This window comes from Lacticaseibacillus yichunensis (assembly GCF_003946405.1).
GTDB lineage: Bacteria > Bacillota > Bacilli > Lactobacillales > Lactobacillaceae > Lacticaseibacillus > Lacticaseibacillus yichunensis.
Genome location: NZ_RHOG01000002.1, coordinates 90,180 through 116,404, shown reverse-complemented (window position 1 = coordinate 116,404; position 26,225 = coordinate 90,180). Strand labels below are relative to the sequence as shown.

Sequence of the window (26,225 nt, the reverse complement as noted above, 5' to 3'; positions counted from 1 at the left end):
CGATATCTAGCGGGCTTGTGGTATATTAAACAGGACACGAGGGGGTGACGGCGATGAATGGGAGTGCACAACGCTCGGCGGCTGGGCCACTGCTCACCGGCTGTCCGGGCCAGCTGGAAAATGCCATCACCCGGTGGCTTGCGACCCCAGGCCCTGCGATCTTGGCGCTGATTGGGGATGCCCCGGCTTCACTTTCGTCGGTAACCGCCGATCAGCTTGCGGCCCGCCTGCTGTCCGCCGATCGGCAAAAAACGGTCTTAGTGGGCGGTGACGGTTTGCTTCAGATGGCCATCTTGACCAGGCTGCTGGCAGGGGATGGGCCACATCACCGACTGTTTGGCCCCCAGCTTTGGTTCAGCTGGCCCGAGGCAGTTGCGGCGCCGTCCTACCTGCCACTGCTGGCCCAATGCGCGGCTCGCTTTTTGACGCCCAGCTTGTGGACCGGCACGCCGGCGGAACTAGCAATGGCCCTGCCGACCGAGACGCGCACGGCTGAGACCCTGTTTCAATGGGCGGGGGCCGCGCATCCAACGCGGCTGGTCATGCAGTTGCCAGACCTGACGGAAAATCCGGCGGCGCTGATCGCCAGTTGGCAGTTCGCCCGCCATCATGCGCGCGCCATTTTACTCGATGCGCCGCGCGACCGCTGCTTTGTCTGCGGCTTCCAGGGCCGCTTCAGCCACATCGGCGGGGGTTATCGCTGCCCGCAATGCGGCGAGGCGGATCAAGCAAAAGGCGAGGTGCTCCGCCTTACTGCCAGTGGGGTCATCGCGCCGGAGCGGCAGGTAGCTGCCCCGCGGCCGCATCTGCACCTCAGTTTTATCGAAAGGAATGACGACGATGCTCACAAAACCAAATGATCCTCAGCCCCAGGAATGGCTGGCCAGCGATCTCTCGCTTGGCAACGTGGCCAGTTATAAGCCCTTCACGTTTGTCGACGGGGAAGGGGTCCGTTGCAGCCTTTATGTCTCCGGCTGCAAGTTTGCCTGCCCGGGTTGTTACAACAAGGTCGCGCAGAATTTTCGCTATGGGTCGCCTTATACCCAGACACTTGAAGATCAGATCATCGCCGATTTGGCGCAACCTTATGTGCAGGGCCTGACGCTACTTGGCGGGGAACCCTTTTTGAATACCCAGGTCTGCTTGCAGCTCTGCCGCCGGGTGCGGGCCGAATTTGGCCACACAAAAGACATCTGGAGCTGGACGGGGTACAAATGGGATGAATTGTTGGTGGAGTCGCCCGACAAACTCGAACTGCTGGGCCTGCTCGATATTTTAGTCGATGGCCGGTTCCTGGAAGCAGAAAAAGACCTCACTTTGCAATTTCGCGGCAGTGCCAATCAGCGCATCATCGATGTCCCGGCAAGCCTTGAAGCAGGTGAGGTCAAGATCTGGGCGAATCTGAAACGGTAAGGCGCGGCGCTTAGTCTGGGTCGTCGACGGACCCGTCGTTTTCGCCTAACCATTGGCCGCCATCTTGTTGCAAATAGTGGATCTTGACCGTGGAAGGCGGCTCATAGGTCCGCTTTTTTTGTGCAGGGGCGATGGCCAGGGTGGTGGTGGAGATGCCGGACGGATCGATGAAGCCTAGCTTGGTGTAGCGCCGGTCGCTGAGGGTGAACTGGTAGCCGATCAATTCCGTCTCTTTTCCGGGCGCAATCTGCACCTTGCCTGAAAAGGAGAAGATCTTGTTGGCTAACTCAAAATATTCCGTGTTGTTCGACTGCCCGAGGTATTTGACGGGCTGCGCGACTGTCTGGCGTTGATACATCGGCAACTTGTCGAGATCGCGCCAGTTGTTGAGGCGGGACATGGTGGCTACTTCATTCCCATCTAAGGGGACCAGTCGGCCAAGCTCAACTTTTTCGACGCGCACCCGCGCCGACACATATGGCAACAAGGTCCGATACGGCTGAATCAAATGCCACATGACCAGGCCACTGATCGTCGCAACGCCGATCAATGTGATGGAGATACCGAGGAACCATTTTTTCACCAGGGACCGCTGTTGGTAGATTGCGCTGAATGCGGCGACCAGGATCAAGGCGCCGCCGCCAAACATGCAGACAGGAATCCAGATCGTGCTGAGTTTTTCCATCCAGACCCATTGTGAAAATGTGAGTGCTGCTGTGAGCATGACGCGCCTCCTTACTGATGGACCGCGGGCTTGTGCAGGGTCGCACCTTCCTGGTCGTAATACTTGAGATGGGTGAAATGAATGGTGACGGCCGTCCCTTGCCCGACTGTGGAGGTGAGCGTCAGGGAATGGCCAAGCTTTTCCGCGAGCTGGGCGGCAAGAAAAAGGCCCAGGCCGGTGGATTTTTGATTGGCATTGCGCCCGTTCGTGCCGGTGAAGCCTTTTTCAAACACGCGGTGCAATTCGTCTTGGGGAATGCCGATGCCTGTATCCGTCAACGTCAGGGTGACTTCGTGGCTTGCCTGAGCGATGGTCGCGGTGATCTTGCCACCTGGCGCGCTATACTTGATTGCGTTGCTGACCAGCTGGGTGAAAATAAAACGGAGCCATTTTTCATCGGTCACCACGCTGGCCTTGTCGCCGGTGAGGGCAAAACTCAGCCGGCCGGCAATGAAGCTGTTGCGCTGGCTGACAACCACTTCATTGACCAGGGTGCCGAGATCATACTCCTGCAGTAGGTAATCGCGGGAAAAACTGTCCAGGCGTGAGTAATACAGGACTTGTTCCACATTTTGGTCGATCTTGTCGAGTTGCAAGGCGATCTGATTGAGGGACACTTCGGGCGCCTGACCATCTAGGCTGTCCGTCAGCAGTTCCACCGCTGCCAGTGGCACTTTGATCTCATGGACCCAGGAGTCGATGAACGTCTTTTGATCTTGCTGGCGGGCAATCAAGGCAGAGAGCTGTTGTTGATGCGCTTGAAGCAGACTGTTGAGACTTTCAGCAATCAATTTTTCCCGCTGCGAGCCGCTGACCGGCATGCGCCAGTTAAGCGCATCGGGGCCGGCGGTGCGGCGCGCCTGCAGTTGCGCGAAAAAACGGCGCTCTCGGCTGAACCGCCACAGGCCAAAGCCGCAAAGCAGAAGCGTCAACAACAAGTCGAGGTAGCCAAACGTGGAAAAGGCGATGCGATGCTGCGGATCCAGCCACAGGCCGATCGACAGGAGCAACAACCCGCCGAAGAAAAAGAGGAGATGCGGCAGGTGATCGCGCAGGTAATCTCGAAATGTCATGGCGCAGTCCTTTCTGTGCGGCAGCGGTCACGGAATCAGGTAGCCCTGCCCAACCTTGGTTTGAATGTAATCGGGGAGCCCGGCGTCTGTGATCTTGCGCCGCAGCCGGTTGATGTTCACGGTGAGGGTGTTGTCGTCTACGAACCGTTCGTCCTGCCAAAGGTCCTTGAGCAGCCGGGTGCGAGAAACGATCTGGCCGTGGCTACGCATCAGGATCTGAAGGAGCTTGTATTCATTTTTCGACAGGTCGATCTCTTGGCCGTTGATGCTGGCGCCACCGGTCTGTAGGTTCAAGATCAAGCCGTTGTATTCAAGCGCCTCGCTGTTTTGGTCGCTGTAATTATAGGTCCGGCGAAGCAGCGCGTTGATCTTCGCGAGCAGCACTTCCATCGCAAACGGCTTGGTGACAAAATCATCGCCGCCGAGATTCATCGCCATGATCATGTCCATGTTGGTGTTGCGGCTGGAGATGAAAATGACTGGTACGAGACTGTCTTGGCGAATCTTTTGGACCCAGTAATAGCCGTCATAAACAGGCAGGTTGATGTCTAGCAGGACCAGATGCGGTTTTTCACTTTGAAATTGCTCATAGACGCGGTTGAAGTCGGTGGCTACGACCGGCGTGAACTGCCACTTGACTAGATTTTGGGCGATCAAGTTGGCAATCGTTGCGTCGTCTTCTACGATCATGATCTTGAACATAGCGGACCTCCATTTTCTACTATCGTAGCGGTTTTACCCGCGCGACACAAGCGGCGCGGGTCGCGAAAATCTGTTATCATTGGGACGTATTGCACGCCGCGCATTGCGCTGGTAAGGGGATGTGACATCCGGCTGGCTGGCTTAATGGAAATGGCGGGGTGCGGCCGGCAACATAACATAAGGAGGCGCCCAAATGCGCATTGTCACAGTCGATCATTTGACAAAGATCTATGGTCACCGGTTCAACCGAGTCGGGGCGCTCAACGATCTCAGTTTTCACATTGATGCCGGCGAGTTTGTGGGCATTATGGGGCCAAGTGGAGCCGGAAAATCCACCCTACTGAATATTATTGCTTCCATAGACACCCCGACGACTGGGAGCGTGTGGGTCGGTGGGGTCGATCTGACCCAGCTCAATGATGCGGCGCTGGCCAAATACCGGCGCGAACAAGTCGGGTTCATTTTCCAGGAGCTCAATCTGCTGTCGGATCTCACCGTGGCGACCAATATCACGTTGCCCCTGACCTTTGTCCCGCCTGTGCCCAGCGACATCGACGCGCGGCTGGCCCATGTGGCGGACTTGCTCGATCTGACGGGCTTGCTGGCGCGCTATCCGACCGAGCTTAGCCTTGGCCAGCGCCAGCGCGTGGCCGCCGCACGCGCCTTGATCACGCAGCCGGCGCTGATCTTAGCGGATGAGCCGACCGGGAGTCTAGATTCCATGGCCGCCACGGAGTTACTCAGTTATCTGACAAAATTGAATCTGGAAGAGGATCGCACGATCATGATGGTGACGCATGATGCGTTCACGGCCAGTTTTTGTAATCGCATCATTTTTATTCGCGATGGCGCGTATTTTGCCGAGGTGACCCGAAGCGGCTCCCGCCAGGCATTTTTCGACCAGATCATCGACATGGAAGCGACCATCAACGGGGGAGGCAAGCGCCGTGAGACACCTCGCGTGGACTAATCTGAAACGCCATCGCCACAGCACCCTGATCGGCGCAGTGGCAGCCGGGGTCTTGATCGCGCTGGCATATGCGGTCGGCGCCTTGATCGATATGCGGCCGCTCATGCATGCGACTGGCAGCGTGCTTGAGGATTCGCGCCTGATGCCGGCGGTCATGACCCTGGCGTGGATCCTACTGCTGATCTTCATCGTGGCCTTTTTGATCTATTTGAACACGCTTTTGCTGGCCCGGCGCACCGAGGAGCTAGATATGTATCGACTGCTGGGAATGCCCAGTAGCCGGCTGGGTGGGGTATTGATCTGGGAAGCGCTGATGACTGGCGCGGCGGCCTTAGTGATCGGGCTGGTCGGCGGGGTGCTTTTGTCAAAATTGTTGGCGATGGCACTTGTGCGCCTGATGGGCTTTCAAACCGCGGTGGGCATTCAGTGGTCGCCGCAGATCGCCGGTCAGCTGACGGGGCTGTTCCTACTCGTGTACCTCATCATCGGTGCGGTCAATGCGGCATTCATCCGCACTTTGGGACACCAGCGCGGCCGCCGCGCTGAGGCGCAGCATTTGCCGCCTCGCCTGAGCGGCTGGCAGGTCGTGTTGGCCTGTGCCGGGGTGATTTTGGTGGGCTGGTCTGCAATCGGCACCGGGAACTATTTTGCCTGGGTCCGGCCGGTTCGTCAGCTGACGGGCCTGCCAGGATGGGGACAACTGGGCCTCCTGACTTTTTGCGGCATCGCTGGCACCTATCTGGTCTTTCGCCAATCGCTGCCGGCCGCCGCGTTTCTGCTGGCGCGCTGGCGGGTCGTCCGCCGGCATGCAAAATGGTTGCTGGCGGCGAACACGTTGTATCGATGGTGGCGACGCGACCATTTTGCGCTGTGGCTGATCACGCTGCTGTCCACCCTGACGATTGCTGTGCTCGGCAGTGCCGCGATGCTCCTGCAGTTGGGTCAGCGCGAGGTGGAAAATAGTATGCCGCTACCGATCACCACTTCCGCATCAAACGAAGCCCTGGTGGAAAAAAAGGCGGCCGGCTTGATCACGCGGCAGGCGCAAGTGACGACCAAACGGATGGTGGGGAAAACGACGTTGCGTCGGCAGGGCCGCGACGATCCCACCACCACGCTGTATCAAGTGATGCGGCTCAGCGATTATCAGCGGATTCGGCAATGGCAACCGAATCTGCCTGCCTTGCAGGTTGCCCCTGGCCAGGCCGCGTTGGTCCTGTCCGACCCGGCCTTCTTGCGGCGCGGGCCAGCGCAACGGTTGGTCAATGCGGGCCGCCAGATCACATTTCCGGCGGACGGGCGAACGCTGTTGATCAGCGATCTGACCACGGCTTTTCCGCTGGGCTCCGCGATCTATTTTGACCGTGGTCTGGTGGTGGCCGACAGCGATTATGAGGAAATGAAAGGGGTCAATGACCCGCTGGCGGTTTATTGGCTCAAGGAGACAGCGGCCGGCCATCGCGTGGAACAGCAGCTCGATGATCAAACCCAGATCGATTATGTGCGCTACGATCAGGCAGTGCGCAAGGGCGATAAGCTGCCGACCGCGACCAAGGACACCGATGATTCGTTTAGCCGGTCAGGATTGAACGTGCGTAGGCCAATGGCTCGCGCGGTGGATACCTTGTTTGGCTTCGCCGTCTTCATCACGCTTTTGATGGGTGGGGCGGTGCTGGTCGCGACCGCCTGCATTTTGCTCCTAAAGCAGGTGACCCATGCGCAGGGACGTGCCCCGGTGCGGCGCGTGCTGTGGCAGCTGGGAATGCCGACCAGCCAGCTGACAGACGTGGCTTATGTCTCAACGTTTGGGGTGTATCTCGCGCCGCTTATTTTTGCCAGCATCAACGCGTTTGTGATCGTGCATTTCATCGCCTCAGCCACGGCCGGGCAGACAGGCGGCTTGGTGCTCGTCGTCTGGGCAATCTATTCCCTCATCGATCTGGCCTTTGCCTGGCTGGCGGCGCAATTGACGGACCGGTATGGCTAGGCGAAAATTGCGTCTGGCGCGCCGTTTTCTACATCTCTCGGCTGGGGCGGGCACGGGCATTCGAGCGAATACGCTGCCAGGCCAAGCCGATACTTGACTCGGTCAAATACAAACTGGCCCAAAACAATTGTTTCGGGCCAGCGTCTCGTGATTATTTGCCTTGGTGAAATAGCCGCTTCAGATCAAGCGGCCGGTGCTCTTTTTCCTCGCTATCGGCCAGGGCTTCGGGCGTCGTGAAGTGATACTCGCTTTCATGGTAGCCTTCCCCGGCGGCCGCGCGGTGCTTGAAGACGCGCAGCGGTTCGACTAGCGGCAAGGACCGATTGGTGTAAGGATCAAGTTTATCATGCCAAGTGCTCATGACGACGAATTCGATGTGCTTGCTGTCGAGCTTGAGCAGGTGCATGCTTTGCAGGCCGGCAATGCGATCCGCCTCGTCCAGCAGCCGCTTGACCTGACTCTCGAAGACACTGCTTTCGTCCTCATTCAAGCGAAAATACATTAGGTAAAGAAAGCCATCTTGCGGCACTTCCTGATAGTGGTCACGAATCTGATAGCGCAGCGGCGCCTCAAATGGCACGCTGCCAGTTGAATCAAGCAGCAATGAACTTTGTCCTTGAATCATGCCCTCGGCCAGGCGCAGCGACTCTGGCGCCTTTTGATACAACTGTTTTAAAAAGTAAGTGGTCCCCAAGACCATTTGCATTTGATGTGACAAAAATACACCCCCCATGCACTCAGTATAACGCTTCCAAAAAGCGGAAAGGACGAATGACAATGAAATTGACGATTCTTGGCTATCTAGGCGGCTATCCTGCAAATGGAATCGGGACCTCAGCTTATTTACTGGAGAGCGGGGACTACCATCTCTTGATGGATGCGGGATCAGGCGCGTTGATTGCGCTAGAAAAGGTGCTACCGGCCAGCGCACTGGATGCGGTGCTTTTGACTCACTATCACCATGATCACACGGCGGACGTCGGCGTTTTGCAGTATTACTGCCAGCTTCATCAAGGGCCAGCGAAAGTGAGTCCCCTTCCAATTTATGGACACACGAAAGACCCGCTGAATTTTGCCGCGCTGACATTTGGCGACTTTACCAAAGGCGTGGGTTACGATGGCAGCACGACGCTAGAGTTAGGACCACTGACCGCCACTTTTTTGGAAACAGAACACCCGGTGCCAGCATTTTCGGTGCGGCTAGTCGAAAAAGAAACAGGGCGGGTGCTGGTTAATACCAGCGACACCCGCGCCTTTGCCGGGTTGGCGCCATTTGCCAAGGACGCTGATCTGTTAATGGCCGACACAAACTTCCTGGCCGATAAACCCGCGCCGCGCTGGCATTTAACAGCGCCAGAGGCCGGCCAGCTCGCCCAATCCGCCGGGGTTAAACGCCTACTGCTCACGCATTTACCGCAGCAGCTTCCACTCGATACACTATTGGCGCAGGCGCAGGCCGCTGCGTTAGACATTCCGGTTGAATTGGCGACCCAAGGCGCGGTCTTCATGGTCTGACAATATAAAACGATAATTTTATTTCTGTAATTTATCTAGTTAAGCATATGCTGAAGACGCCGTTAATGAACATAACACGGCTAAATGTTCATTAGCCGCTTGATAATGGCCAAAAACGTCAATAATGACAACGGGCAGTTGCGAGAAAAACAAAAATATTTTTTTCAATGTGATTGTAAAGACAGGGTTCGTTCCTTTATACTGATAATTGTAGATCAGTGCTTTGTGAATTTATCGTTTGAAGGAGCGAGCGCTTATGGTAACGCTATATTATGCACCTAGTTGCACCTCATGCCGCAAAGCCCGTGCTTGGCTCAAAGCACATAAGATACCGTTTGTTGAGCGCAATATCGTCGCTGACCCGCTGAATGCGACGGAAATCAAAGCGCTTTTGCGCATGACCGAAAATGGGACTGAGGAATTGATCTCGATCCGTTCCCGGACATTCCATGAACTCGGATTGGATCTTGATGATATGTCAATGACGGCGCTTCTTGACCTGTTGGTGCAGACCCCTGCGCTGATTCGGCGGCCGATCATTGCTGATGACAAACGGCTTCAGGTTGGCTTCAATGAAGATGAGATTCGCCGTTTCTTGCCGCGCAAGGTGCGAGCGATCGAGCTTCAGCAGGCCCAATTAATGTCAGGCTACTAATACCGTTGGCGTCCAGGTTTTGGGGCGCCTTTTTTATGGCTGAGAGTGTCCGGGCCTGCACGTGGCAGCTTTGGGCCGCATGGACGAGGGAGTTAGGTGCGCCTTTCACTCGAGGCGAGGTGCGCCACAAGCGCCCGAGCTAAGCTACCCGCTCAGACCTAGTTTCCCCGCTCCGCCCCCTTCCTAGTTGCGCGCTCGGCGCCGTGTTCTGTTTGCGTTTTGATGGTGATTGCGGTAGACTATCCGGAAGTTAGTAATCTGGTATAATGATTACAGACACACGATGGCGTTTATGACGCATAACAAAGTGAGGTGCAGTGGTCATGGAAATGCAACGACTCAATGAGAACACGATTCGTGTCCTGCTTGGCAACGATGATCTGGCCGAGCGCGGAATCACTGTCCTTGATCTGTTGGGCAACCACAAGCAGATCGAGAATTTCTTCTATAGTATTCTCGATGAGGTCGATAAGGATCACACCTTTGCGACCAATGACGCGGTCACGTTCCAGGTGATGCCGAGTCAGTCCGGGTTGGAGCTTTTGATCAGCCGCAATGTGGACCTCGGCGAAGACGACGATGAAGATGAGGCGCAAGATGACGCGTCTGCTGATGATGGCGACCAGGATGTTCCCGATTTCATCAAACAACAATTACGCGCTTTAGATGATGACTCCGCCACCGAAGCCGTCGACGAGGGCGGCTATATCGATGGCGATGGTGCGGCCCAAGAAGAATTTGTCCTGCGCTTTGGCTCTTTCGAGGATTTCGTGGCGCTCGCCAAACAGCTGCGCTTGGAAGGGGCGGCGAGCGACCTTTATCAATACAAGAACGACTATTACCTGGTCCTGACCTTCTACACGGACCACGTCTCAGCCGATGAGGCACACGATCAACTGGCACTTGCCCTTGAATTTGGCGACCGGGCCAATATTTCCGCAGCCGTTTTGTCAGAGTATGGCAAGTCGATTATGGCGACCAGCGCCCTTGAGACGGCACGGTACTATTTCAAGTAAGTTATGTCAGAAATGGCGAAATAATGGAGCAGACTTTTGTCTCGCTCCTAATTTTTTGCCCGGTGGCCCCTTTGTTTGTGCGATAATGCAGAAAGAAACGAAGATGAGGTGTGACATGGATAAAGCATTGCGATTTCGAAGCGTTTTTGACATCATCGGCCCGGTCATGGTTGGCCCCAGCAGCTCGCACACAGCCGGCGCAGCACGCATCGGCAAAGTCGTCCGGGATATCTTTGGTGAGGTCCCGGAAAAAGTCGACATCTATCTGTATGAATCTTTTGCCAAAACATATCGTGGCCACGGAACTGACATTGCGCTGGTTGGCGGCCTGCTCGGGATGGACCCGGCCGATCCGCGGTTGCGCGATTCGCTCCACTTGGCTTATGAACAAGGCATCAAAGTCAGTTTTGTGCCAAAAAGTGATAAGGTTGATCATCCCAATACCGCGCGGATCGTTTTGACAAAAGGCGCGCGGACGATGTCGGTGGTGGGGGTATCGATCGGCGGCGGCAACATTCAGATCAATGAGATCGACGGGTTCAAGATCTCGCTTTCCATGGGCACCCCGACGTTCATCACGGTGCATCAAGATGTGCCTGGCATGATCGCGCAAGTCACCAGTATTTTCAGCGACAATGATGTCAACATCGCGACGATGACGGTGACTCGAGCGGCCAAGGGGGAAAAGGCAATCATGATCATTGAAAGTGATGTGCGCCGCCCGGACCTCGTGCCGCAGTTACGTGCATTGCCGCACATGCAAAACGTCACGTATTTCGAGTAGGGGGACGCCATGTTTTATTCCATTCAAGATATCATCGAGCAAAGTGCCAATTATCCGTCAGTCGCAGACTTGATGATCGCCACCGAAATGGCGACCAGCGGTAAGGACCGCGAGACCATTCGTGCGATCATGGCGAAAAATCTGACCGTGATGGAGGCGTCGGTGACGGAAGGCGTCGCCGGCGTGCGGTCCGTGACCGGGCTGACGGGCGGAGATGCCAAACGCCTCGATCAGTATTTAGATGCTGGCGAGAGTCTGCTTGGCCCGACTGTTTTGACCGCGGTACGCAATGCGGTGGCGGTGAATGAGGTCAATGCGAAAATGGGCCTGATCTGCGCGACACCGACAGCGGGCTCGGCCGGGGTGCTTGCCGGGACGTTAATGGCGGTGCGCGACCAGCTGCACATGGATCGAGATGCCCAAGTGGATTATCTGTTCACGGCTGGGGCGTTTGGCTTGGTGATTGCCAACAAAGCGGGCATTGCCGGCGCGGAAGGCGGCTGCCAGGCAGAGGTTGGCTCGGCTTCCGCGATGGCTGCGGCGGCTTTGGTGATCGCAAAGGGCGGCACCGCCGACATGGCCGCCCAAGCCGTGGCCATCACTCTTGCCAATATGCTCGGCTTGATCTGCGACCCGGTCGCAGGGCTGGTCGAGGTGCCGTGCGTGAAGCGCAATGCGATGGGCGCCTCGCAGGCCTTGGTCTCGGCTGACATGGCGCTGGCCGGGATTCGCTCCGTGATTCCACCGGATGAAGTGATCACCGCAATGTATCAAGTCGGACGCCAGATGCCACAGATCTTCCGCGAAACAGCGGAAGGCGGCCTTGCGACCACACCAACAGGCCAGCGCCTGCAAAAACAGATCTTCGGCGATGCGACCAATTAAGGCAATTTGCCCGCCAGATAAAGATGAAGCATCTTGCAAAAGGCCTCCTCAATGCGCGAGGGGGCCTTTTGTGTGGCGAAGGATTGAAAAACGTCGGGGCATTCATCTGACAGGAAGGGGTCGTGATTCCAAATTGGCCAAGCGGAAAAGTTATTTTAAATAAATATATCGGGAGCTGACAAGACATCGGTAGAAATGCCGATGAGACGTGGTTCTTACGCATTTAAATTGTTGACAAATAAAGTTGACAAAACCGTTTTCACGGGTGTATATTAACCAACAGTTGAAGAGGTATCTGGCGTGGCCACACAGATTGCTTTCCTCCGAGACGGCGTGCCCGGCGAGGGAGTCCACCCCCGTCGCAAACCTAGAGCAGCCGCTATGAAGGGCATCCGAGTCAGTGGTGTCATAAATTAGGCGAGAGGGCGTACCACCAGTACCACCGTTGTCCGGCAGCAAAAATCGCACCTTGATCAAGCTGCCAGGTTGAAAATCTGATCCCGCTAAGCCCCGCGGCAAGGCGCCCTCAGTCTCCTAATCTAAAGTCTCCAATGCACACTGGCCATGGCTGAAAAGACACGTCGACCGGTGTGTTTGTCGTACATAGGGGCCGAATCTTTTTTTTCGATTCTGACCCTTTTTGTTTTGCCCGAAACAGGGCTCGTTGGACCAAGTGAAGCCGCCAGACAAAAAGATCCCCCTCACAAAAATCGTGAAGGGGAAGGGGCTTAGTCGAGTGTTTTCAATTTTCCTTGGAAGTCGCTGATCGAGGTGTAACCTTTTTTCGCCATTTCAGCGGACAGCTCTTCTGTCAGACGCTGGAAGACGCCGAGGCCTTCGATGCCGAGCACGGTGCCGAGCTGGACCATGCTGGCGCCGCAGAGAATCAGATCATAGACATCGCGGCCAGAGGTGACACCGCCAGTGCCGATGATCGCGATCTCCGGACGCAGGCGAAGGCGGAAGGCGCGGACATTGGCCAGCGCGATCGGCTTGGCGTAGGTGCCGCCGATACCGCCGAAGCCGCCCTTGGGCTTGATCAGAGTGGTGTCTGTCTCCGGGTCGATTGCCATGCCGTTGCCGATCGAATTCATCGAGTTGATGAACGTCAGCGGATAGTCGTTCAGCACGGCCGCCATGTCGTCGAATTGGGTCAGGTCAAAATACGGTGGCAATTTGATGCCCGCAGGTTTGGTGAAAAACGAGAACATGTCATCCAAAATGCGGCGGGTCGTCGGGATATCATAGGCAATCTGCGGCTTACCTGGGACGTTCGGGCAGCTGAGGTTGAATTCGGTCGGGCCCGTAAAGTTGCTTGCCTGAATCTTTTTGGCGATCACATGGTAGTCGTCGGGGCCAAGCCCAGCAACCGACAGGAAGATCGGCTTGTCAGGATGCTTTTCCTGGAACTTTTCAACGTAATCGATGTAATAGTCGATGCCGAGATTTGGCAGGCCCATCGAATTGATACTGCCAAAGGGAAGCCCGGCTGCGCGGGGGCTAGGATTGCCCGTGCGTGCCTCAGGGGTCCCGCTTTTTGTGATCAGTGTTCCCGCCACGGTGTCTGCGAGTTTATCGAGGTCGGCTGCCGTCATGCAGCGGACCCCACTGGCATTCATCAAGACATTGTCGAACCCAAACGAGCCGATCGTCGTGTGCAAATTGACCAAGTGTGCCACTCCTTTGCTATGCGTCTAGGAAAATTTTCATCTGGTCTATTAAAGCATACCACACGCTGTTTGACCAGCTGATTTTTACCTAATTCCACACGAAAAGCGCAGCTCCCTGACAAGAACGTTCGGGTCTGCGCTTGTTGGGGTTATAATAACGCGTTAACGGCCAGGGCAAGAATCGCGACGGCCGCGCTGCCGATCGTGACACGCCGCGGCCATTTAGGCTCGCGGTTGGCAATCATGACGATCAGCCATGTGATCAGGCTAACAAGAAAAACAGTGCCCGCGACTAGAAATACGCCGAGCGTGATGCGACTAAGCGTCAAAGTGAGGCCACCTTGCTTTGATGAGCAACTAGTTGGGCGAGCTTGCTGGCCTTGCGTCGAATTTCAGCAGGTGGCGCTTGTGGCAATGTGAAATGGGTCACCATTTTGTGTGGATCAAAATCAGGTGTCACGCTCACTAGTGAATAAAAGACGTTGTTGTCTTCGGTGTCAGGCATCTGGTTGAGCGTGTAAGCGGTCAGGGCTGCTTCGTCCTTTGGCAGGTGAGCGAGGAACTCAGCGAGCACGCGGTAAGAATAGTAGACTGTCTCTTCGTAAGTCGTCCCACTTGCTTCTGCTTGCGGAATGTTGACAAAATTGATCCGGTAGCCGTGGGTCGTGCGCTCGTTACGCGCCGCAAAGTAATATCGTCGCGTTGTTTTGGCCATGCCGATCGCTCCCTTCTACTTTTTCTCTATTTATTATAGCACGGTTAAAGAGTTAGGCAAGAAAATTTGACCTTTCTCATAATTTAAAGTTGGCCGAACATTTTGCTTGCAGCTTTGAGTGGCTAATGGGGCGTTTGTTTGTCCGAGGTGAGGGCGGGAACCAGGACTGTCCGCCGACCTAGCCGCCCCACCATCCCGCGGGCCTACGCACCGTAGTCGGGCTTCGCGGGGCAGGGGTGGGACATCTAAGCCATCAGCCGCCCGAGGCAAAGAGCGCCTCACGCGTCTGCTGGACTTAGCTGCCCACCCCCTAAGCGCTCCGCGCCGCACCCTAAATTTTCCTCTTGCTTATCTTCCTTCTGGCCGCTATAATATTTCATGTTGTTGCGGTCGTAGTTTAGTGGTAAAACTCCAGCTTCCCAAGCTGGTGTCGCGAGTTCGATTCTCGTCGACCGCTTTTTGCTGGTGCGCAAGCGCCGGCTTTTTTTGACATTAACAACCTTCATTGACGAAGAGGAGATCGTTTGTCTGTTTTCAGTGAGGCCGCGGGGGTGCGAGCGGCTGGCGGACGGCGGTGGCGCGCTTTTGAGAAGGAATTTCATATTGAGTGGACGTTCAGTCAACAAGAGTGGTACCGCGGGGCAACTCGTCTCTTTTTCAAATGGAAAAGGGACGGGTTTTTTTCAGCACCCAGAAGGAGGAAAATATGGATTTCAAACAAGAAGTTGTGACGGCATTGGCGGCTGTACTTAAAGACGAGGTCAGCGAGGCGGACATCGCAAAGCTCGTCGAGACGCCGAAGAGTTCAGCGATAGGCGATTACGCCTTCCCAACGTTCACGCTGGCGAAAATTCGGCATATGGCGCCTCCGATGATCGCCAAGGACCTGGTGGAAAAAATCGATGCCACCCCGTTCCAAGAGGTCAAAGCGGTTGGCGGCTATGTCAATTTCTTCCTTGATAAGGTCAGCTACGCCCATAGTGTTTTGACCACGATTGCCGAGCAGCAAGACAATTATGGTGACCTGACGCTGGGCAAGGGCAATGTGCCGATCGATATGTCCAGCCCGAACATCGCCAAGCCAATGAGCATGGGTCATCTGCGCTCGACCGTGATCGGCAATGCGCTGGCGAACATCATGACGAAGGTCGGCTACAGCCCAATCAAGATCAATCATCTGGGCGATTGGGGCACGCAATTCGGCAAGCTGATCGTCGCCTATAAGCTTTGGGGCTCTGAAGAAGAAGTCAAGGCCGAGCCGATCAAGCACCTGCTGGAATATTATGTCCGTTTCCACAAAGAGGCCGAGACCAAGCCAGAACTCGACGAAGAGGCGCGCGCCTGGTTCAAGAAGATGGAAGACGGCGATGAAGAGGCCAAGCATCTGTGGTCCTGGTTCCGCGAGGCGTCTTTGGCGGAATTCAACCGAATCTATAAAATGCTGGACGTCGATTTTGATTCTTATAACGGCGAGGCGTTTTACAACGATAAAATGGATGCCGTGGTGCAGACACTGCAAGACAAGGGTCTGCTGAAGGAGAGTCAGGGCGCAGAGATCGTGGATCTCAGCAAGTACGATCTCAACCCGGCGCTCATCCGTAAGTCCGACGGCGCAACGCTTTACATGACGCGTGATCTTGCGGCGGCGATCTATCGCCATGATCATTACGATTTCGTCAAGAGTTTGTATGTTGTTGGCGGCGAACAGCGCGAGCATTTCCAGCAATTGAAAGCTGTCTTACTGGAAATGGGGTATGATTGGGCTAACGAGATCACCCATGTGCTGTTTGGCTTGATCACTGCAAACGGGAAAAAACTGTCGACGCGTAAGGGCAACATCATTTTGCTCGAAAAAGTGCTGAACGATGCCATTACGTTGGCAAAACAGCAGATCGCCGCCAAGCATCCGGATCTTGAAAACGCCGATCAGGTCGCCCGCGAAGTCGGCGTCGGCGCCGTGATCTTCCATGATCTGAAAAATGAGCGATTGGACAATTTTGACTTCAACCTTGAAGAAGTTGTGCGCTTTGAAGGGGAGACTGGCCCATACGTGCAGTACACCAATGCGCGTGCTCACAGTATTTTAGCCAAGGCCACGGCTCAGCCGCTGCCTGAAGTGGCACTCACGGATCCGGCGGCGTGGGATGTGCTCAAGGCTCTCGGTGATTACCCGAATATCATCAAGCGCGCGGCCGACACTTATGAGCCGTCTGTGATCGCCAAATACGCACTGCGGTTGGCCAAGTCCTTCAACCAGTACTATGCCACCACCAAAGTGCTCACGGATGATGCAGAATTGCCAGCACGGCTGGCCCTAGTTCAGGCAACGAGCGATGTCTTGACCAACGCCTTGGCGCTGCTGGGTGTGCATGCGCCGGCTGAAATGTAGTTGCCCCGATACCCGATAGAGGAGGGATTCTATGAATAAAGCGGAACGACAGGCGGCGCTTGCGAAGATCATCAACCAGAAATCGATCAGCACGCAAGAGGAGCTGCTCAGCGAGCTCAAAAACGCGGGCATCGACGCGACGCAAGCGACGATTTCCCGTGACATTCGCGAAATGCGCGTGGTCAAGGCCCAAGATGGCACTGGGACGGTCCGTTACACGCTATTCCGCGGCGATTCAGAATCCGAACTCGAACGATTGGGCAACTCGGTGCGCGAGGTCGGCTTGTCGATCACTCGCGTTGAGTTCATGAACATCATCAAGACCATTCCGTCCAATGGCAATCTCCTGGCGGCCATCTTGGATACGATCGATTTTCCGCAGGTCGTGGGGACGCTGGCGGGCCACGATACCATCGTGGTGATCAGCCCAGACGTTGCGAGCGCGGAATGGTTCAACAAACAATACAAAAATAATTTTATCGAATAAGGGTGTGGAGGCCCGCGGGACGGTGGGTCAGCTAACTTGGCTTGGACGCTTGAGGCGTTTTTGGCCTCGAGTGTACGAGACAGTTAGCTGGTCCCACCATGCGGGCCGGAACCTGACTGGAAATAGGCGTGTCCATCCGCCGCCCAGCCATCGAAAAAGCGTTGCACGAAGCTGATCACAGCTTGGCGCAACGCTTTTTTAGTCTCCCTAAAATGGCACTGGCGATTCAAAGTGTAAGTCGCGACTCGACAACGGCTCGATCAGACGCATTTCGGCCGCATGCAGCATCAGCCGTGAAGCCGGGCGCGTGCTGTAAAGCGGATCACCAATGATCGGCGCGCCGATCGAGGCGAGGTGCACGCGCAATTGATGCGTGCGTCCAGTCTCAAGGGTCAGCCTCAACCGCGCGATGCCATCCCGCACGGCAAGCGTCTCGTAATGGGTGACGGCCGGCAAGCCATCCGGGCGAACCATGCGCTTGCGCTTGTCGTCGGGATCCTCGCCAATAGGGGCGGTGATCATACCGCTTGCCGGCAAGCCTGCTGGCACCAGGGCGACGTAAGATCGGGTCATTGTTTTGACCGCAAGTTCGCGGTCGATAATGGCCTGGGTCAGGGGATCCTTGGCGATCAACATTAAACCGCTTGTCGCCATGTCGAGGCGGTGGGTGATATAGGCGGGCCGGGGGTCCAGATAGCGCGCCGCTTGGTTGAGCAGCGTCCCGTTTTCACCTGGCTGGTTGGGATGGGGCTTGACGCCGGGCGCCTTGTCGCAGATCAGCACTTGGTCGTCTTCAAAAACAATCGTGGGCGGCTCGGCGGCGAGGGCATAGGTCGGCGGGGCGTCATCGCGAAGCGTTAAAGTGACCTGGGCGCCGGCTGCGACGGGTTCATTGAAATTTTGATAGAAGCCATCGATGGTGACGGCTTTGTTGATGCGTAAAAGGTGCTGGGTCTTTTTCGGCACCAACCACGCCGAAAGCAGCGCGCGCACACTGGCCGCCGCGGGGGCTGTCTCGTGAAGGGTAAAGATGGGCATCGTGTCTCCTTTCCGCCTGACTGAGGCCCGGATGTATTGAAAAATCGTTAAACTCCGGCTTGGGTCGGAAGCCCTGTATTCCCTGTATGGTAAAATAGGCAAGATCTGACAGGAGGGGCCGTTTTGCAAAATACGGATACATTTGGCGCGCGGGTGCGTGCGCTACTCAGCCGCATGCGCCATGCAATCGGCTGGTTCTTGAGACGATTTCAGATCGTCCGGTGGCTGATCTTGGTGCTGCTGGTCGTGTTCTTGGCGTTCTCCGCCTTTTTTACCTACAAGGCGAAAACGGCGGATGTGCAAGAGATCAAAAGCACGATGCAGACCAAGACGACGATCTATGATCAAAATAGTAAAGTCGCCGGCACGTTATATGGGCAAAAAGGGACTTATGTGGAGCTCGACAAGATCGCCCCGGCGATGCAAAACGCGGTGATCTCGACCGAGGACCGGACTTTTTATTCAAACTTAGGCTTTTCCATCAAAGGTATCGCGCGGTCCGTGCTCAACCTGGTCATCCATCGCGGGGAGATCACCGGCGGCGGCAGCACCATTACCCAGCAGCTCGCGAAAAACACGCTGTTGACGCAAAAGCAGAGCTACCTGCGCAAGGCCCAAGAGATCTTTTTGGCCGTGCAACTCACTAAAGTTTACTCGAAAAAAGATATCCTGACCATGTACCTGAACAATTCCTATTTCGGCAATGGTGTGTGGGGCGTCGAGGATGCCTCCGAGCGCTATTTCGGCAAGCACGCGGCGGCACTCACGGTGAGCGAGGCGGCGACGTTGACGGGGATGTTGCGCAATCCGAGCTATTACAACCCGGCCGATCACATGGACAATGCGGTTGCACGCCGCAATCTAATTCTCGGGCTGATGGTCGACAACAACAAGCTCTCCCAGGCCGATGCCGACGCGGCCAAGGCAACGAAGCTGACTGTCGTCGATAATTACTCCCAAGCAACGGCCGAGAAGTACCCGTGGTTCTTCGATTCGGTGATCGAAGAGGCGCGCGACAAGTACAACATTCAGCCGGACCAGTTGCTGAATAAGGGGTATCGCGTCTACACGACGATGGACCCGACCGCGCAAACGCAGCTCCAGAACAGTTTTGCCCAGGATTGGGCGTTTCCGGCGAATGCCTCCGATGGCACCAAGGCGCAGGCCGCCTCGGTGGTCGTCGATCCGAAAACTGGTGGCGTGCTCGCCGTGGTTGGGGCGCGCGGCCAGCATGTTTTCCTCGGCTACAATTACGCCACCCAGCTCCAGCGCTCGCCGGGCTCGACGATCAAACCTTTGATGGTCTACACGCCTGCACTTGAAAATGGCTACTCGTATGACTCGATCTTGACGGATAAGAAGCTCAGTTACGGGAAAAATAAGTACACGCCGACCAATCCGACCGGGCAGTATCTCGGCAGTGTGCCGATGTACACGGCCCTGGCCCAGTCCCTGAATGCGCCAGCGGTGTGGCTCATGAACAAGCTGGGCGTGGACACCGGCGTGCAGAGCCTCGCGCGGTTTGGCATTGATCTGAAGAAAGAGGATCAGAACCTGGCGGCTGTGTTGGGCGGCGTCACCACCGGTTTTTCTCCGCTGACCATGGCGCGGGCGTATTCGGCGTTTGCCAATGGTGGCAAGTTGCCGGAGACGCATTTCATCACCAAGATCGTCGATGCGACGGGCCAGACGGTGGTGGACAATACGAAGACCACCAGCAAGACGATCATGAAAAAAAGTGTGGCGACCGAAATGACGTCCATGATGATCGGGGTCTTCAAGGATGGCACCGGGCAGACTGCGGCGCCAACCGGTTACACGGTGGCCGGCAAGACTGGCTCCACCGAGGTACCAAGCAGCTGGGGTTACGGCACCCGCGATCAGTGGGTGGTCGGTTACACCCCGGATGTGGTGGTGGCAACTTGGACCGGCTTTTCCACGACCGACAGCACGCATTTTCTTGAAGGCACCAGCACCAGCGGGGTTGCCAGCATTTTCAAATTGGAAATGAGCAACATTTTGCCGTACACGGCTAAGACCCAATTCAACACCACCGATGCCAAGGCCCGCGCGACGCTTCAAACGCCAAGCACGGACGACGACGCGGCGGATTTCTGGTCGGGGCTGCAAAAAGGCGTGCAAGATGGCGTCGACTCGGCCAAGGATACCGTCGGAAAATGGTATAATGACATTCGTGACTGGTTCGACTAGTCAACACTCGGGAAATGAGGCGCGTTATGGCAAACGTATACGATACCGCAGACCAACTGGCAAAGGACCTCGAGGCCAGTGAACAGTTCCAGGACTTGAAAAAGGCATATGACATGCTGAAGCTGGACGCCGTCGCTTATGCGATGTTCCAACAGTTCCAAGACAAGCAAGTCGAGTTGCAGCAAAAACAAGCCACTGGCCAAGAGATCACGCAGGAAGAAATGGCCGGCCTGCAGACGATCGGTGAAAAGATGCAGAACATGCAGCCGATCAACGACCTGCTGGCCCGCGAGCAGGCACTTTCAACGGTGATGGATGACCTCAACCGGGTCATCGCCCAGCCAATCGTGGCGCTTTACCAAGCCAACATGAAAAAGCCTGACGCACAGTAATGACTGCACAGAAAACGCCGTCCAGCGATGGACGGTATTTTTTTGCGCTTTGCGCAGGTTATCGGTATGATGGGGGTAAATAGAAGACAGGTGGGGCGTATGGCAAAACAGATATTCGATTATCAAAACGGCGATGAGGTCAAGTTGACGGTGCTGGTCAAAACGGCCGAAGTGCGGCAGGCCAAAAACGGCAACAAATTCATCGCCTTCACATTCCAAGACGCAAGCGGCCACATTTCGGCCAAGTTCTGGGATGCCTCTGAGGCTGACATTGCGCAGTACAAAGCCGGCGAAGTGGTGCAGGTCAGCGGTAAGCGCGAGCTGTATCAGGGCAACCCGCAGATCAAGCTTTATTCGGTGCGCCTTGCGACTCAGGAAGAGGGCAATGACCCGAGCAAATATGTTGAGCACGCCCCGGAAACAGCGGACGATATGGGCGAAGAGCTCAACGATTTTATCTTCCAGATCACCAATGCCAACTGGAACCGCATCGTGCGCAAGGTGCTTGGCGATCACAAGCAGGCGTTTTTGACCTATCCGGCGGCGAAGTCTAATCATCATGCGTTCACCGGCGGCTTGGCATTCCACACGCTGAGTATTTTGCGCCTGGCTAAAAGCGTGGCGGCGCAATACAGCAGCGTGAATAAATCGCTGCTCTATGCAGGCGCGATCTTACATGACCTGGGCAAAACAATCGAGCTGTCCGGCCCGGTCTCCACGGAGTATACGATGGAAGGCAACCTGATCGGCCACATTGTGCTGATCGACGAGGCCATCGTGGTGGCGGCGCAGGAATTGAAAATCGATCCGGCGAGTGAGGACATGATCATGTTGCGGCATGTGGTGCTTGCCCATCACGGCTTGCTCGAATACGGTTCGCCAGTGCGCCCGCAACTCCTTGAAGCGCAAATTCTGCACGACCTGGACGAGTTAGATGCCGAAATCAACATGCTGACGACGGCATACCAGCGCGTTGAGCCTGGGACCTTCACTGAGCGGTTATTTGGGATGGACAACCGTCGTTTCTACCGCCCGGAAAAAGGACAGGGGTACCCGGATCCGAAGTGAGGACATCGCCAGTCAGCGCAAACAGGCTCACCAACAGTAGATGAACAAAACAAAATCGCCGATCGCAAGGCTCACGGATTTTCTGTGGGTGTCTGCGATCGGCGATTTTGTTGTGCGTTCAAGTTGGACCTTGCACCCGACAGTTGGGCTCCGCCGAGCAGGGGTGGGACATGTAGTTGTCCCGGTCGCCTGATGGCTAAGTGCGCCATCAACCGCCCAGGCCGAACTACCTGCCCACCCCAAAACGCTCGGCTGCGCACCCTACAGTTTGGCTCCGGCCCGCATGGTGGCAACGTCTAACTGTCTCGTGCACTCGATGGCTGAGTACGCCATCAAGCACGCGAGCCAAGTTAGTCGTTCCACCATCCCGCGGGCCTTCGCACCCTCAAGTCGGGCTCCGCCGAGCAGGTCTGAGACGTCTAGCTGTCTTGTGCACTCGAGGCGAAGTACGCCTCAAGCGCCCAAGGCAGACTATCCGCTCAGACCTAAACGCTCGGCTGCGCACCCTACAAAAAAAGCCGGCCTCAGCCGACTTTTTCATTGCGCTTAGTTGCTTGCTGCAGAGGAGCTGGTGCTTGTGTAAACGTCCAAGACGTCTGACAGGTCCTTGTCCTTGATGGAAACATTGGCCTTTTCAAGCACTTGCTCCATCACGCTGGTCATCACGGTGCTGTCGGATTCCCAGGTCGTGTAAAGTTGCTCTTTGAGTTCTTTGGTGTGATCGGATTCCTTGCCCTTGCCCGGGTTCTTGATGCTGCGAATGACATGGTAGCCATAAGTCGTCTTGACCGGGGTGGTGGTGTATTCGCCTTGCTTCAGCTTGAAGGCCGCAGTCTTGAAGTCGGAGTCGAGGCTGGTATCCGTGTTGTCGAACGCCGCAATCTTGCCGCCGCTGGTCGCGGTGCCGGTATCCGTCGAGTACTTCTTTGCCAAAGCGTTGAAGTTCTTTTCAGTGTTGTCCTTGGCCAAAAGCTTGATGATGTCTTCAGCCTTGGCTTTCTTGGCAACCAGAATGTGCTGAACGGTGATCTTTGGCTCGTAAGACTTCCACTGCGTATCGAGCTGCTTTTGGGTGACCTTCTTGAGATCCTTCAAAGCGACTTCGGAAAGAAGGGAAGTGCGAATCTCTTCCTTGAAGCTCTTGGTGGTCAGACCATTTTGTTCAAGGGCAGAGGCAAATGAGGTGCCATAGCTCTTCTTGACGGCGTTGTACTGCTTGGTGACTTGTTTGGTGGTCACTTTTTTGCCGTACTGCTGATCAAGCGCCTTGGCCAAGATCATGTTGCGAAGGGTCGCCTCGCCGCCAACGGAACTAGTCTTCATTTCATCGTAGTACTCCTGCTTGGTGATCTTCGCGCCGTTCATGTTTGCAACGGTCGCACTGTCGCCCGAGGAGCAACCTGCTAAGGTGACGGCCAGAAGAATGCCGGCGAGACCGGCGATCCATTTTTTCATTATCACACATCCTAAGTCCAGATTTTGCTTATGATAAGCACTGGGTCCTAGTTTAGCACATTGAAGCGCTTGTTGGCCCGGTGTTCACAGAACTTTCAAATTTCTATCACGCTGTCTTCTCAGATGACGGCCCGTCGCTTTGACCCGCTAGGGCGTCATCACTGGCAGTCAGGTCCGTCAGTGGGCCTGCTGCGGCTTCGATGGCATCGAGGTGTTCCTGCATCGCGGCCGTGGCGCCTTCTGCTTGGAACTGAAAATCGGTGACGTCATCGCTGATGTCTTTGAGCGCCGGCTGAAGGGTCTCTTTGAGCTCGCGTTGCAGGTCCTTGATGGCATTACCGAGGCGCGTGGTCGCGTGCTGCATATCGCCTGTCGCGCTGGTCACATCATCGACATAATCGGCGATGGCCCGTTGCCGCTCCGGCCCACTTTTTTTCGCGGTCAAAAGGGCGAAGAGGGTGCCAGCCACTGCCCCAAGTAAAAAGCCTTTGCCAAATTTTGCCATGTTAGTCGCCTACCTTTTCAGTGATGCTGTCCGCGACGGCCTGGCGCTTGGCGCTGTCGTATTGCGCGCTGTGGTCGCCAAAGTGGATGCTGAAGTCATCGCTGGCATCATAGCGCGGAATCAAATGAATGTGGGAATGGAACACGCTTTGATAGGCGACTTCCCCATTATTGATGAGGATATTCATGCCGGTGATCTTCGGGTCGCTGTCGCGAATCGCGCGGGCGATCTTTGGCAGCCGGGCAAAAACCTGGGCGGCCAGCTCGGCATCATAGGCGAAAATATCCGGGACATGCTTTTTCGGGACGACCAGCGTGTGGCCCTTCGTGACCTGGGTGAGGTCCAAGAACGCCTTCACAACATCGTCTTCGTAGACCACGGTGCTGGGGATCTCGTTGCTTACGATCTTACAAAATACACAATCCGTCATCACTGATTCCTCTTTCCTATTAATTCTGTGGGCTGGTTTCATGTTATCATAAACTGGACGTAAAAAGCGTTGTCAAAACGAAGAGAACGAGGTATTCAAATGAGCTTAGTGATCAACCATCTCACCGGCGGCTATGGGGCAATGCCGGTGATCAAAAACCTGGACTTTTCCGCCCCAGATGGCGAAGTGACTGCCTTGATCGGCCTGAACGGCGCGGGCAAGTCGACGACGATCAAACATATCATCGGTCTGCTGAAGCCAATGAGCGGGACGATCACGATCGGCGACAAGACGCTGGCCGACGACCCCGATGCGTATCGGCAGGCGATCGCCTATGTGCCGGAAACGCCGGTGCTCTATCCGGAGTTGACCCTCAAGGAACACCTCGAGCTGACCATGATGGCGTATCAGCTGGATCAGGACCAGACCTGGCCGAAAGTGAACGCGATGTTGGAAACGTTCCGGCTGGCCAACAAACTGGACTGGTTCCCGGATAATTTTTCCAAGGGGATGAAGCAGAAGGTCATGATCGTCTGCGCGTTCATGACGGATGCCGACCTGTTCTTGATCGATGAGCCCTTCACCGGCTTGGATCCGCTGGGCGTCCACGACTTGCTCGCGTTGGTCGAGGAAAAACGGGCGGCAGGGGCAGCCATTTTGATGTCGACGCACATCTTGAATACCGCCGAAGAAGTTGCAGATCAATTCGTGCTCCTCAAAGATGGCGGCGTGCGGGCGACCGGCGACTTGGCCAGCTTGCAGCGTCAGTTCAATTTGCCGGCAGGGCGGCTGGACGACATTTATTTGGCCATGACGAAAGAGGCCGCACATGAATAAGCTGTGGAAAACGCGGCTGGCGCGGCACTCAAAAGAACAATTCAAATACCTGCAGCTGGTTTTCAACGACCATTTCGTGTTGGCCCTGATCATTCTATTGGGCGCGCTGTTGTACGGCTATAGTCAGCTGATCCATGATCTGACGCCCCAATGGTGGTTCACCCCAGCCCTGGCCGCCGTGTTGGCCTTAGTTGTTGGGCTCGGTGATCTGGCCACGCTGGCGGAAGCGGCAGATGCGACATTTCTGTTGCCGCGCACCAGTGATTTTGCCGGCTACCTATTTCGGGCCCGGCGGTACAGCGCGCTTTTGCCACTGGCGACCTTGCTCCTCGCCACGCTGGCGGCCTGGCCGCTACTCGGCGTCTTGCATCACGGCGATTGGTTGTCGCTGGGGTTGATTCTGCTCGCGCTGTGGTTGTTCAAGGATGTCGACTTGTGGCTTCAATTGCTGGGCAATTACACGCTGCATTTGCCGATCTGGCTTTCGCGAGCGGTGTTGATCTTGGTCGCCTGGGCCGGATTGATGGCCGGCATCTGGATTCATCCGGTGATCACGACGGCGGTGGCCTTGGCCTGCGACCTCTTGCTCCGCTGGCGGATCGGCGATTGGTTCCAGCCCGCGCAACTCGACTGGCAGCTGCTGATCAAGCGCGAATCGGCGCGCATGGGCCGCATCTATCGCTTCTATAATCTCTTCACCGACGTCCCAGGCATTGGCGGTGGGGTGCATCGCCGCAAATACCTGGATATCTTTACGAAGCTGGTGCCAAAACGTTATGCCAGCAGTTGGACCTATCTCTATGTGCGCGGGTTTCTGCGCCGCACAGAATTTTTCGGCCTGTTTTTGCGGTTGGCGGTGATTGGCGCGGCAATCTTAGCCTTTGTCCAGCAATGGTGGTTGGCAGGGCTCTTCGCCTTGCTTTTCGTCTACCTGGTCGGCTTTCAGCTGTTGCCATTTTACCTGGCCTATGACGAGATCGTCTTCACCCATCTGTACCCGTTGTCGCTCAAGCAAAAAAAGGCCTCGTTTGGCCGGCTGGTGCTGGTCCTATTGCTATTGATGTCGGTGATCTTAGCAATCGGTGCAGCCCTCAGCGGGGCGTGGCTCAAAGTTGGTGTTGTCCTCGCGGCTGGCGTGGTGCTGGCCCTGGCGTTTGCGTTGTGGTATCTGCCGCTGCGGCTGGCAAAATTGGACGCAAGGTAGGCAGGAATTTCGTTTTCGCGGGGCAGGTCTGAGGCATCTAGTCGGCCTGAGCAGTCGATGACCGAACTAGATGCTCAGACCTAAACGCTTGGCTCTGCAC

The 26,225-nt window shown here is 55.9% G+C and carries 28 protein-coding genes and 1 tRNA gene; 18 read left to right on the top strand and 11 right to left on the bottom strand.

Annotated features, from left to right (window positions below; translation table 11 throughout):
- Positions 1-53 precede the first annotated feature (53 nt).
- On the top strand, positions 54-860 hold the full coding sequence (locus tag EKM95_RS01605; protein ID WP_125696080.1) for a hypothetical protein: 807 nt from the start codon (positions 54-56) through the stop codon (positions 858-860).
- Complete coding sequence (gene nrdG, locus EKM95_RS01600; protein ID WP_125696079.1) at positions 841-1,413, top strand: anaerobic ribonucleoside-triphosphate reductase activating protein; 573 nt, start codon at positions 841-843, stop codon at positions 1,411-1,413. Before EKM95_RS01605 ends, nrdG begins: the two co-directional genes overlap by 20 nt.
- Positions 1,414-1,423: 10 nt before the next feature.
- On the opposite strand, the gene EKM95_RS01595 is transcribed toward nrdG, so the two are convergent.
- Genes EKM95_RS01595 through EKM95_RS01585 form a run of 3 tightly spaced genes read right to left on the bottom strand, consistent with a single transcriptional unit; the run spans position 1,424 to position 3,912 of the window.
- A complete protein-coding gene (locus EKM95_RS01595) occupies positions 1,424-2,137 on the bottom strand; it encodes a hypothetical protein (protein WP_125696078.1) in 714 nt (237 codons plus the stop codon).
- Between the two features lie 11 nt (positions 2,138-2,148).
- Complete coding sequence (locus tag EKM95_RS01590; RefSeq protein WP_125696077.1) at positions 2,149-3,210, bottom strand: sensor histidine kinase; 1,062 nt, start codon at positions 3,208-3,210, stop codon at positions 2,149-2,151.
- 27 nt (positions 3,211-3,237) lie between these two features.
- Positions 3,238-3,912 (bottom strand): response regulator transcription factor, encoded by a 675-nt coding sequence (locus EKM95_RS01585; protein ID WP_125696076.1) that lies wholly within the window; start codon positions 3,910-3,912, stop codon positions 3,238-3,240.
- A gap of 193 nt (positions 3,913-4,105) precedes the next feature.
- Here EKM95_RS01585 and EKM95_RS01580 point away from each other — a divergent pair, with 193 nt between their 5' ends.
- Entirely contained in the window at positions 4,106-4,882 is a 777-nt protein-coding gene (locus EKM95_RS01580; protein WP_125696075.1) for an ABC transporter ATP-binding protein, read from the top strand.
- A complete protein-coding gene (locus EKM95_RS01575; RefSeq protein ID WP_125696074.1) occupies positions 4,860-6,869 on the top strand; it encodes an ABC transporter permease in 2,010 nt (669 codons plus the stop codon). The genes EKM95_RS01580 and EKM95_RS01575 overlap by 23 nt, the downstream gene beginning before the upstream one ends.
- A gap of 151 nt (positions 6,870-7,020) precedes the next feature.
- Here EKM95_RS01575 and EKM95_RS01570 read toward each other — a convergent pair whose 3' ends face one another.
- Entirely contained in the window at positions 7,021-7,587 is a 567-nt protein-coding gene (locus EKM95_RS01570) for a hypothetical protein (protein ID WP_125696073.1), read from the bottom strand.
- A gap of 59 nt (positions 7,588-7,646) precedes the next feature.
- Here EKM95_RS01570 and EKM95_RS01565 point away from each other — a divergent pair, with 59 nt between their 5' ends.
- The 5 genes from EKM95_RS01565 (at position 7,647) to sdaAA (ending at position 11,724) form a co-directional block, all read left to right on the top strand.
- Positions 7,647-8,384, top strand: coding sequence for an MBL fold metallo-hydrolase (locus tag EKM95_RS01565; RefSeq protein WP_125696072.1), 738 nt, complete (start codon positions 7,647-7,649; stop codon positions 8,382-8,384).
- A 256-nt stretch (positions 8,385-8,640) separates the two neighbouring features.
- Positions 8,641-9,039, top strand: a complete 399-nt coding sequence (gene spx, locus EKM95_RS01560; protein WP_125696071.1) for a transcriptional regulator Spx — start codon at positions 8,641-8,643, stop codon at positions 9,037-9,039.
- A 323-nt stretch (positions 9,040-9,362) separates the two neighbouring features.
- Positions 9,363-10,055: an adaptor protein MecA gene (locus tag EKM95_RS01555; protein WP_125696070.1), complete on the top strand. Its 693-nt coding sequence runs from the start codon at positions 9,363-9,365 to the stop codon at positions 10,053-10,055.
- Positions 10,056-10,170: 115 nt separating this feature from the next.
- Positions 10,171-10,839 (top strand): L-serine ammonia-lyase, iron-sulfur-dependent subunit beta, encoded by a 669-nt coding sequence (gene sdaAB / locus EKM95_RS01550; RefSeq protein ID WP_125696069.1) that lies wholly within the window; start codon positions 10,171-10,173, stop codon positions 10,837-10,839.
- A 9-nt stretch (positions 10,840-10,848) separates the two neighbouring features.
- On the top strand, positions 10,849-11,724 hold the full coding sequence (gene sdaAA / locus EKM95_RS01545) for an L-serine ammonia-lyase, iron-sulfur-dependent, subunit alpha (protein WP_125696068.1): 876 nt from the start codon (positions 10,849-10,851) through the stop codon (positions 11,722-11,724).
- Between the two features lie 728 nt (positions 11,725-12,452).
- On the opposite strand, the gene EKM95_RS01540 is transcribed toward sdaAA, so the two are convergent.
- The 3 genes from EKM95_RS01540 to EKM95_RS01530 form a co-directional block, all read right to left on the bottom strand.
- Positions 12,453-13,394 carry a dihydroorotate oxidase gene (locus tag EKM95_RS01540; protein WP_125696067.1) on the bottom strand — a complete coding sequence of 314 codons (942 nt, stop codon included), beginning with the start codon at positions 13,392-13,394 and terminating at the stop codon, positions 12,453-12,455.
- 149 nt (positions 13,395-13,543) lie between these two features.
- Complete coding sequence (locus EKM95_RS01535; RefSeq protein WP_125696066.1) at positions 13,544-13,723, bottom strand: hypothetical protein; 180 nt, start codon at positions 13,721-13,723, stop codon at positions 13,544-13,546.
- Complete coding sequence (locus EKM95_RS01530) at positions 13,720-14,109, bottom strand: hypothetical protein (RefSeq protein WP_125696065.1); 390 nt, start codon at positions 14,107-14,109, stop codon at positions 13,720-13,722. The genes EKM95_RS01535 and EKM95_RS01530 overlap by 4 nt, the downstream gene beginning before the upstream one ends.
- A gap of 386 nt (positions 14,110-14,495) precedes the next feature.
- On the opposite strand from EKM95_RS01530, the gene EKM95_RS01525 reads away from it, so the two are divergent.
- The 4 genes from EKM95_RS01525 to EKM95_RS01515 all read left to right on the top strand — a co-directional run bounded on the left by EKM95_RS01525 (position 14,496) and on the right by EKM95_RS01515 (position 16,985).
- A tRNA-Gly gene (locus EKM95_RS01525) sits at positions 14,496-14,566 on the top strand.
- Positions 14,567-14,595: 29 nt separating this feature from the next.
- On the top strand, positions 14,596-14,862 hold the full coding sequence (locus EKM95_RS11760) for a hypothetical protein (RefSeq protein WP_225423110.1): 267 nt from the start codon (positions 14,596-14,598) through the stop codon (positions 14,860-14,862).
- Positions 14,816-16,498, top strand: a complete 1,683-nt coding sequence (gene argS, locus EKM95_RS01520) for an arginine--tRNA ligase (RefSeq protein ID WP_125696064.1) — start codon at positions 14,816-14,818, stop codon at positions 16,496-16,498. Before EKM95_RS11760 ends, argS begins: the two co-directional genes overlap by 47 nt.
- 31 nt (positions 16,499-16,529) lie before the next feature.
- Entirely contained in the window at positions 16,530-16,985 is a 456-nt protein-coding gene (locus tag EKM95_RS01515; RefSeq protein WP_125696063.1) for an arginine repressor, read from the top strand.
- A gap of 207 nt (positions 16,986-17,192) precedes the next feature.
- Here EKM95_RS01515 and EKM95_RS01510 read toward each other — a convergent pair whose 3' ends face one another.
- Complete coding sequence (locus EKM95_RS01510) at positions 17,193-18,023, bottom strand: RluA family pseudouridine synthase (protein ID WP_125696062.1); 831 nt, start codon at positions 18,021-18,023, stop codon at positions 17,193-17,195.
- A 174-nt stretch (positions 18,024-18,197) separates the two neighbouring features.
- Between EKM95_RS01510 and EKM95_RS01505 the strand changes: the two genes are divergently transcribed.
- The 3 genes from EKM95_RS01505 to EKM95_RS01495 all read left to right on the top strand — a co-directional run bounded on the left by EKM95_RS01505 (position 18,198) and on the right by EKM95_RS01495 (position 21,694).
- The gene (locus EKM95_RS01505) at positions 18,198-20,234 is read left to right on the top strand and encodes a PBP1A family penicillin-binding protein (protein WP_125696095.1); all 2,037 of its coding nucleotides are present in this window, start codon (positions 18,198-18,200) and stop codon (positions 20,232-20,234) included.
- A 26-nt stretch (positions 20,235-20,260) separates the two neighbouring features.
- Positions 20,261-20,626, top strand: a complete 366-nt coding sequence (locus tag EKM95_RS01500; RefSeq protein WP_125696061.1) for a YlbF family regulator — start codon at positions 20,261-20,263, stop codon at positions 20,624-20,626.
- Between the two features lie 99 nt (positions 20,627-20,725).
- Positions 20,726-21,694, top strand: coding sequence for a 3'-5' exoribonuclease YhaM family protein (locus EKM95_RS01495; RefSeq protein ID WP_125696060.1), 969 nt, complete (start codon positions 20,726-20,728; stop codon positions 21,692-21,694).
- Between the two features lie 546 nt (positions 21,695-22,240).
- On the opposite strand, the gene EKM95_RS01490 is transcribed toward EKM95_RS01495, so the two are convergent.
- The 3 genes from EKM95_RS01490 to EKM95_RS01480 form a co-directional block, all read right to left on the bottom strand.
- Complete coding sequence (locus EKM95_RS01490) at positions 22,241-23,149, bottom strand: peptidylprolyl isomerase PrsA (RefSeq protein ID WP_125696059.1); 909 nt, start codon at positions 23,147-23,149, stop codon at positions 22,241-22,243.
- A 106-nt stretch (positions 23,150-23,255) separates the two neighbouring features.
- A complete protein-coding gene (locus EKM95_RS01485) occupies positions 23,256-23,654 on the bottom strand; it encodes a YtxH domain-containing protein (protein ID WP_125696058.1) in 399 nt (132 codons plus the stop codon).
- Position 23,655: 1 nt separating this feature from the next.
- Complete coding sequence (locus EKM95_RS01480) at positions 23,656-24,084, bottom strand: HIT family protein (RefSeq protein ID WP_125696057.1); 429 nt, start codon at positions 24,082-24,084, stop codon at positions 23,656-23,658.
- A 99-nt stretch (positions 24,085-24,183) separates the two neighbouring features.
- On the opposite strand from EKM95_RS01480, the gene EKM95_RS01475 reads away from it, so the two are divergent.
- Positions 24,184-24,921, top strand: a complete 738-nt coding sequence (locus tag EKM95_RS01475) for an ABC transporter ATP-binding protein (protein ID WP_125696056.1) — start codon at positions 24,184-24,186, stop codon at positions 24,919-24,921.
- Positions 24,914-26,125: an ABC transporter permease gene (locus EKM95_RS01470; protein ID WP_125696055.1), complete on the top strand. Its 1,212-nt coding sequence runs from the start codon at positions 24,914-24,916 to the stop codon at positions 26,123-26,125. Before EKM95_RS01475 ends, EKM95_RS01470 begins: the two co-directional genes overlap by 8 nt.
- Positions 26,126-26,225 lie beyond the last annotated feature (100 nt).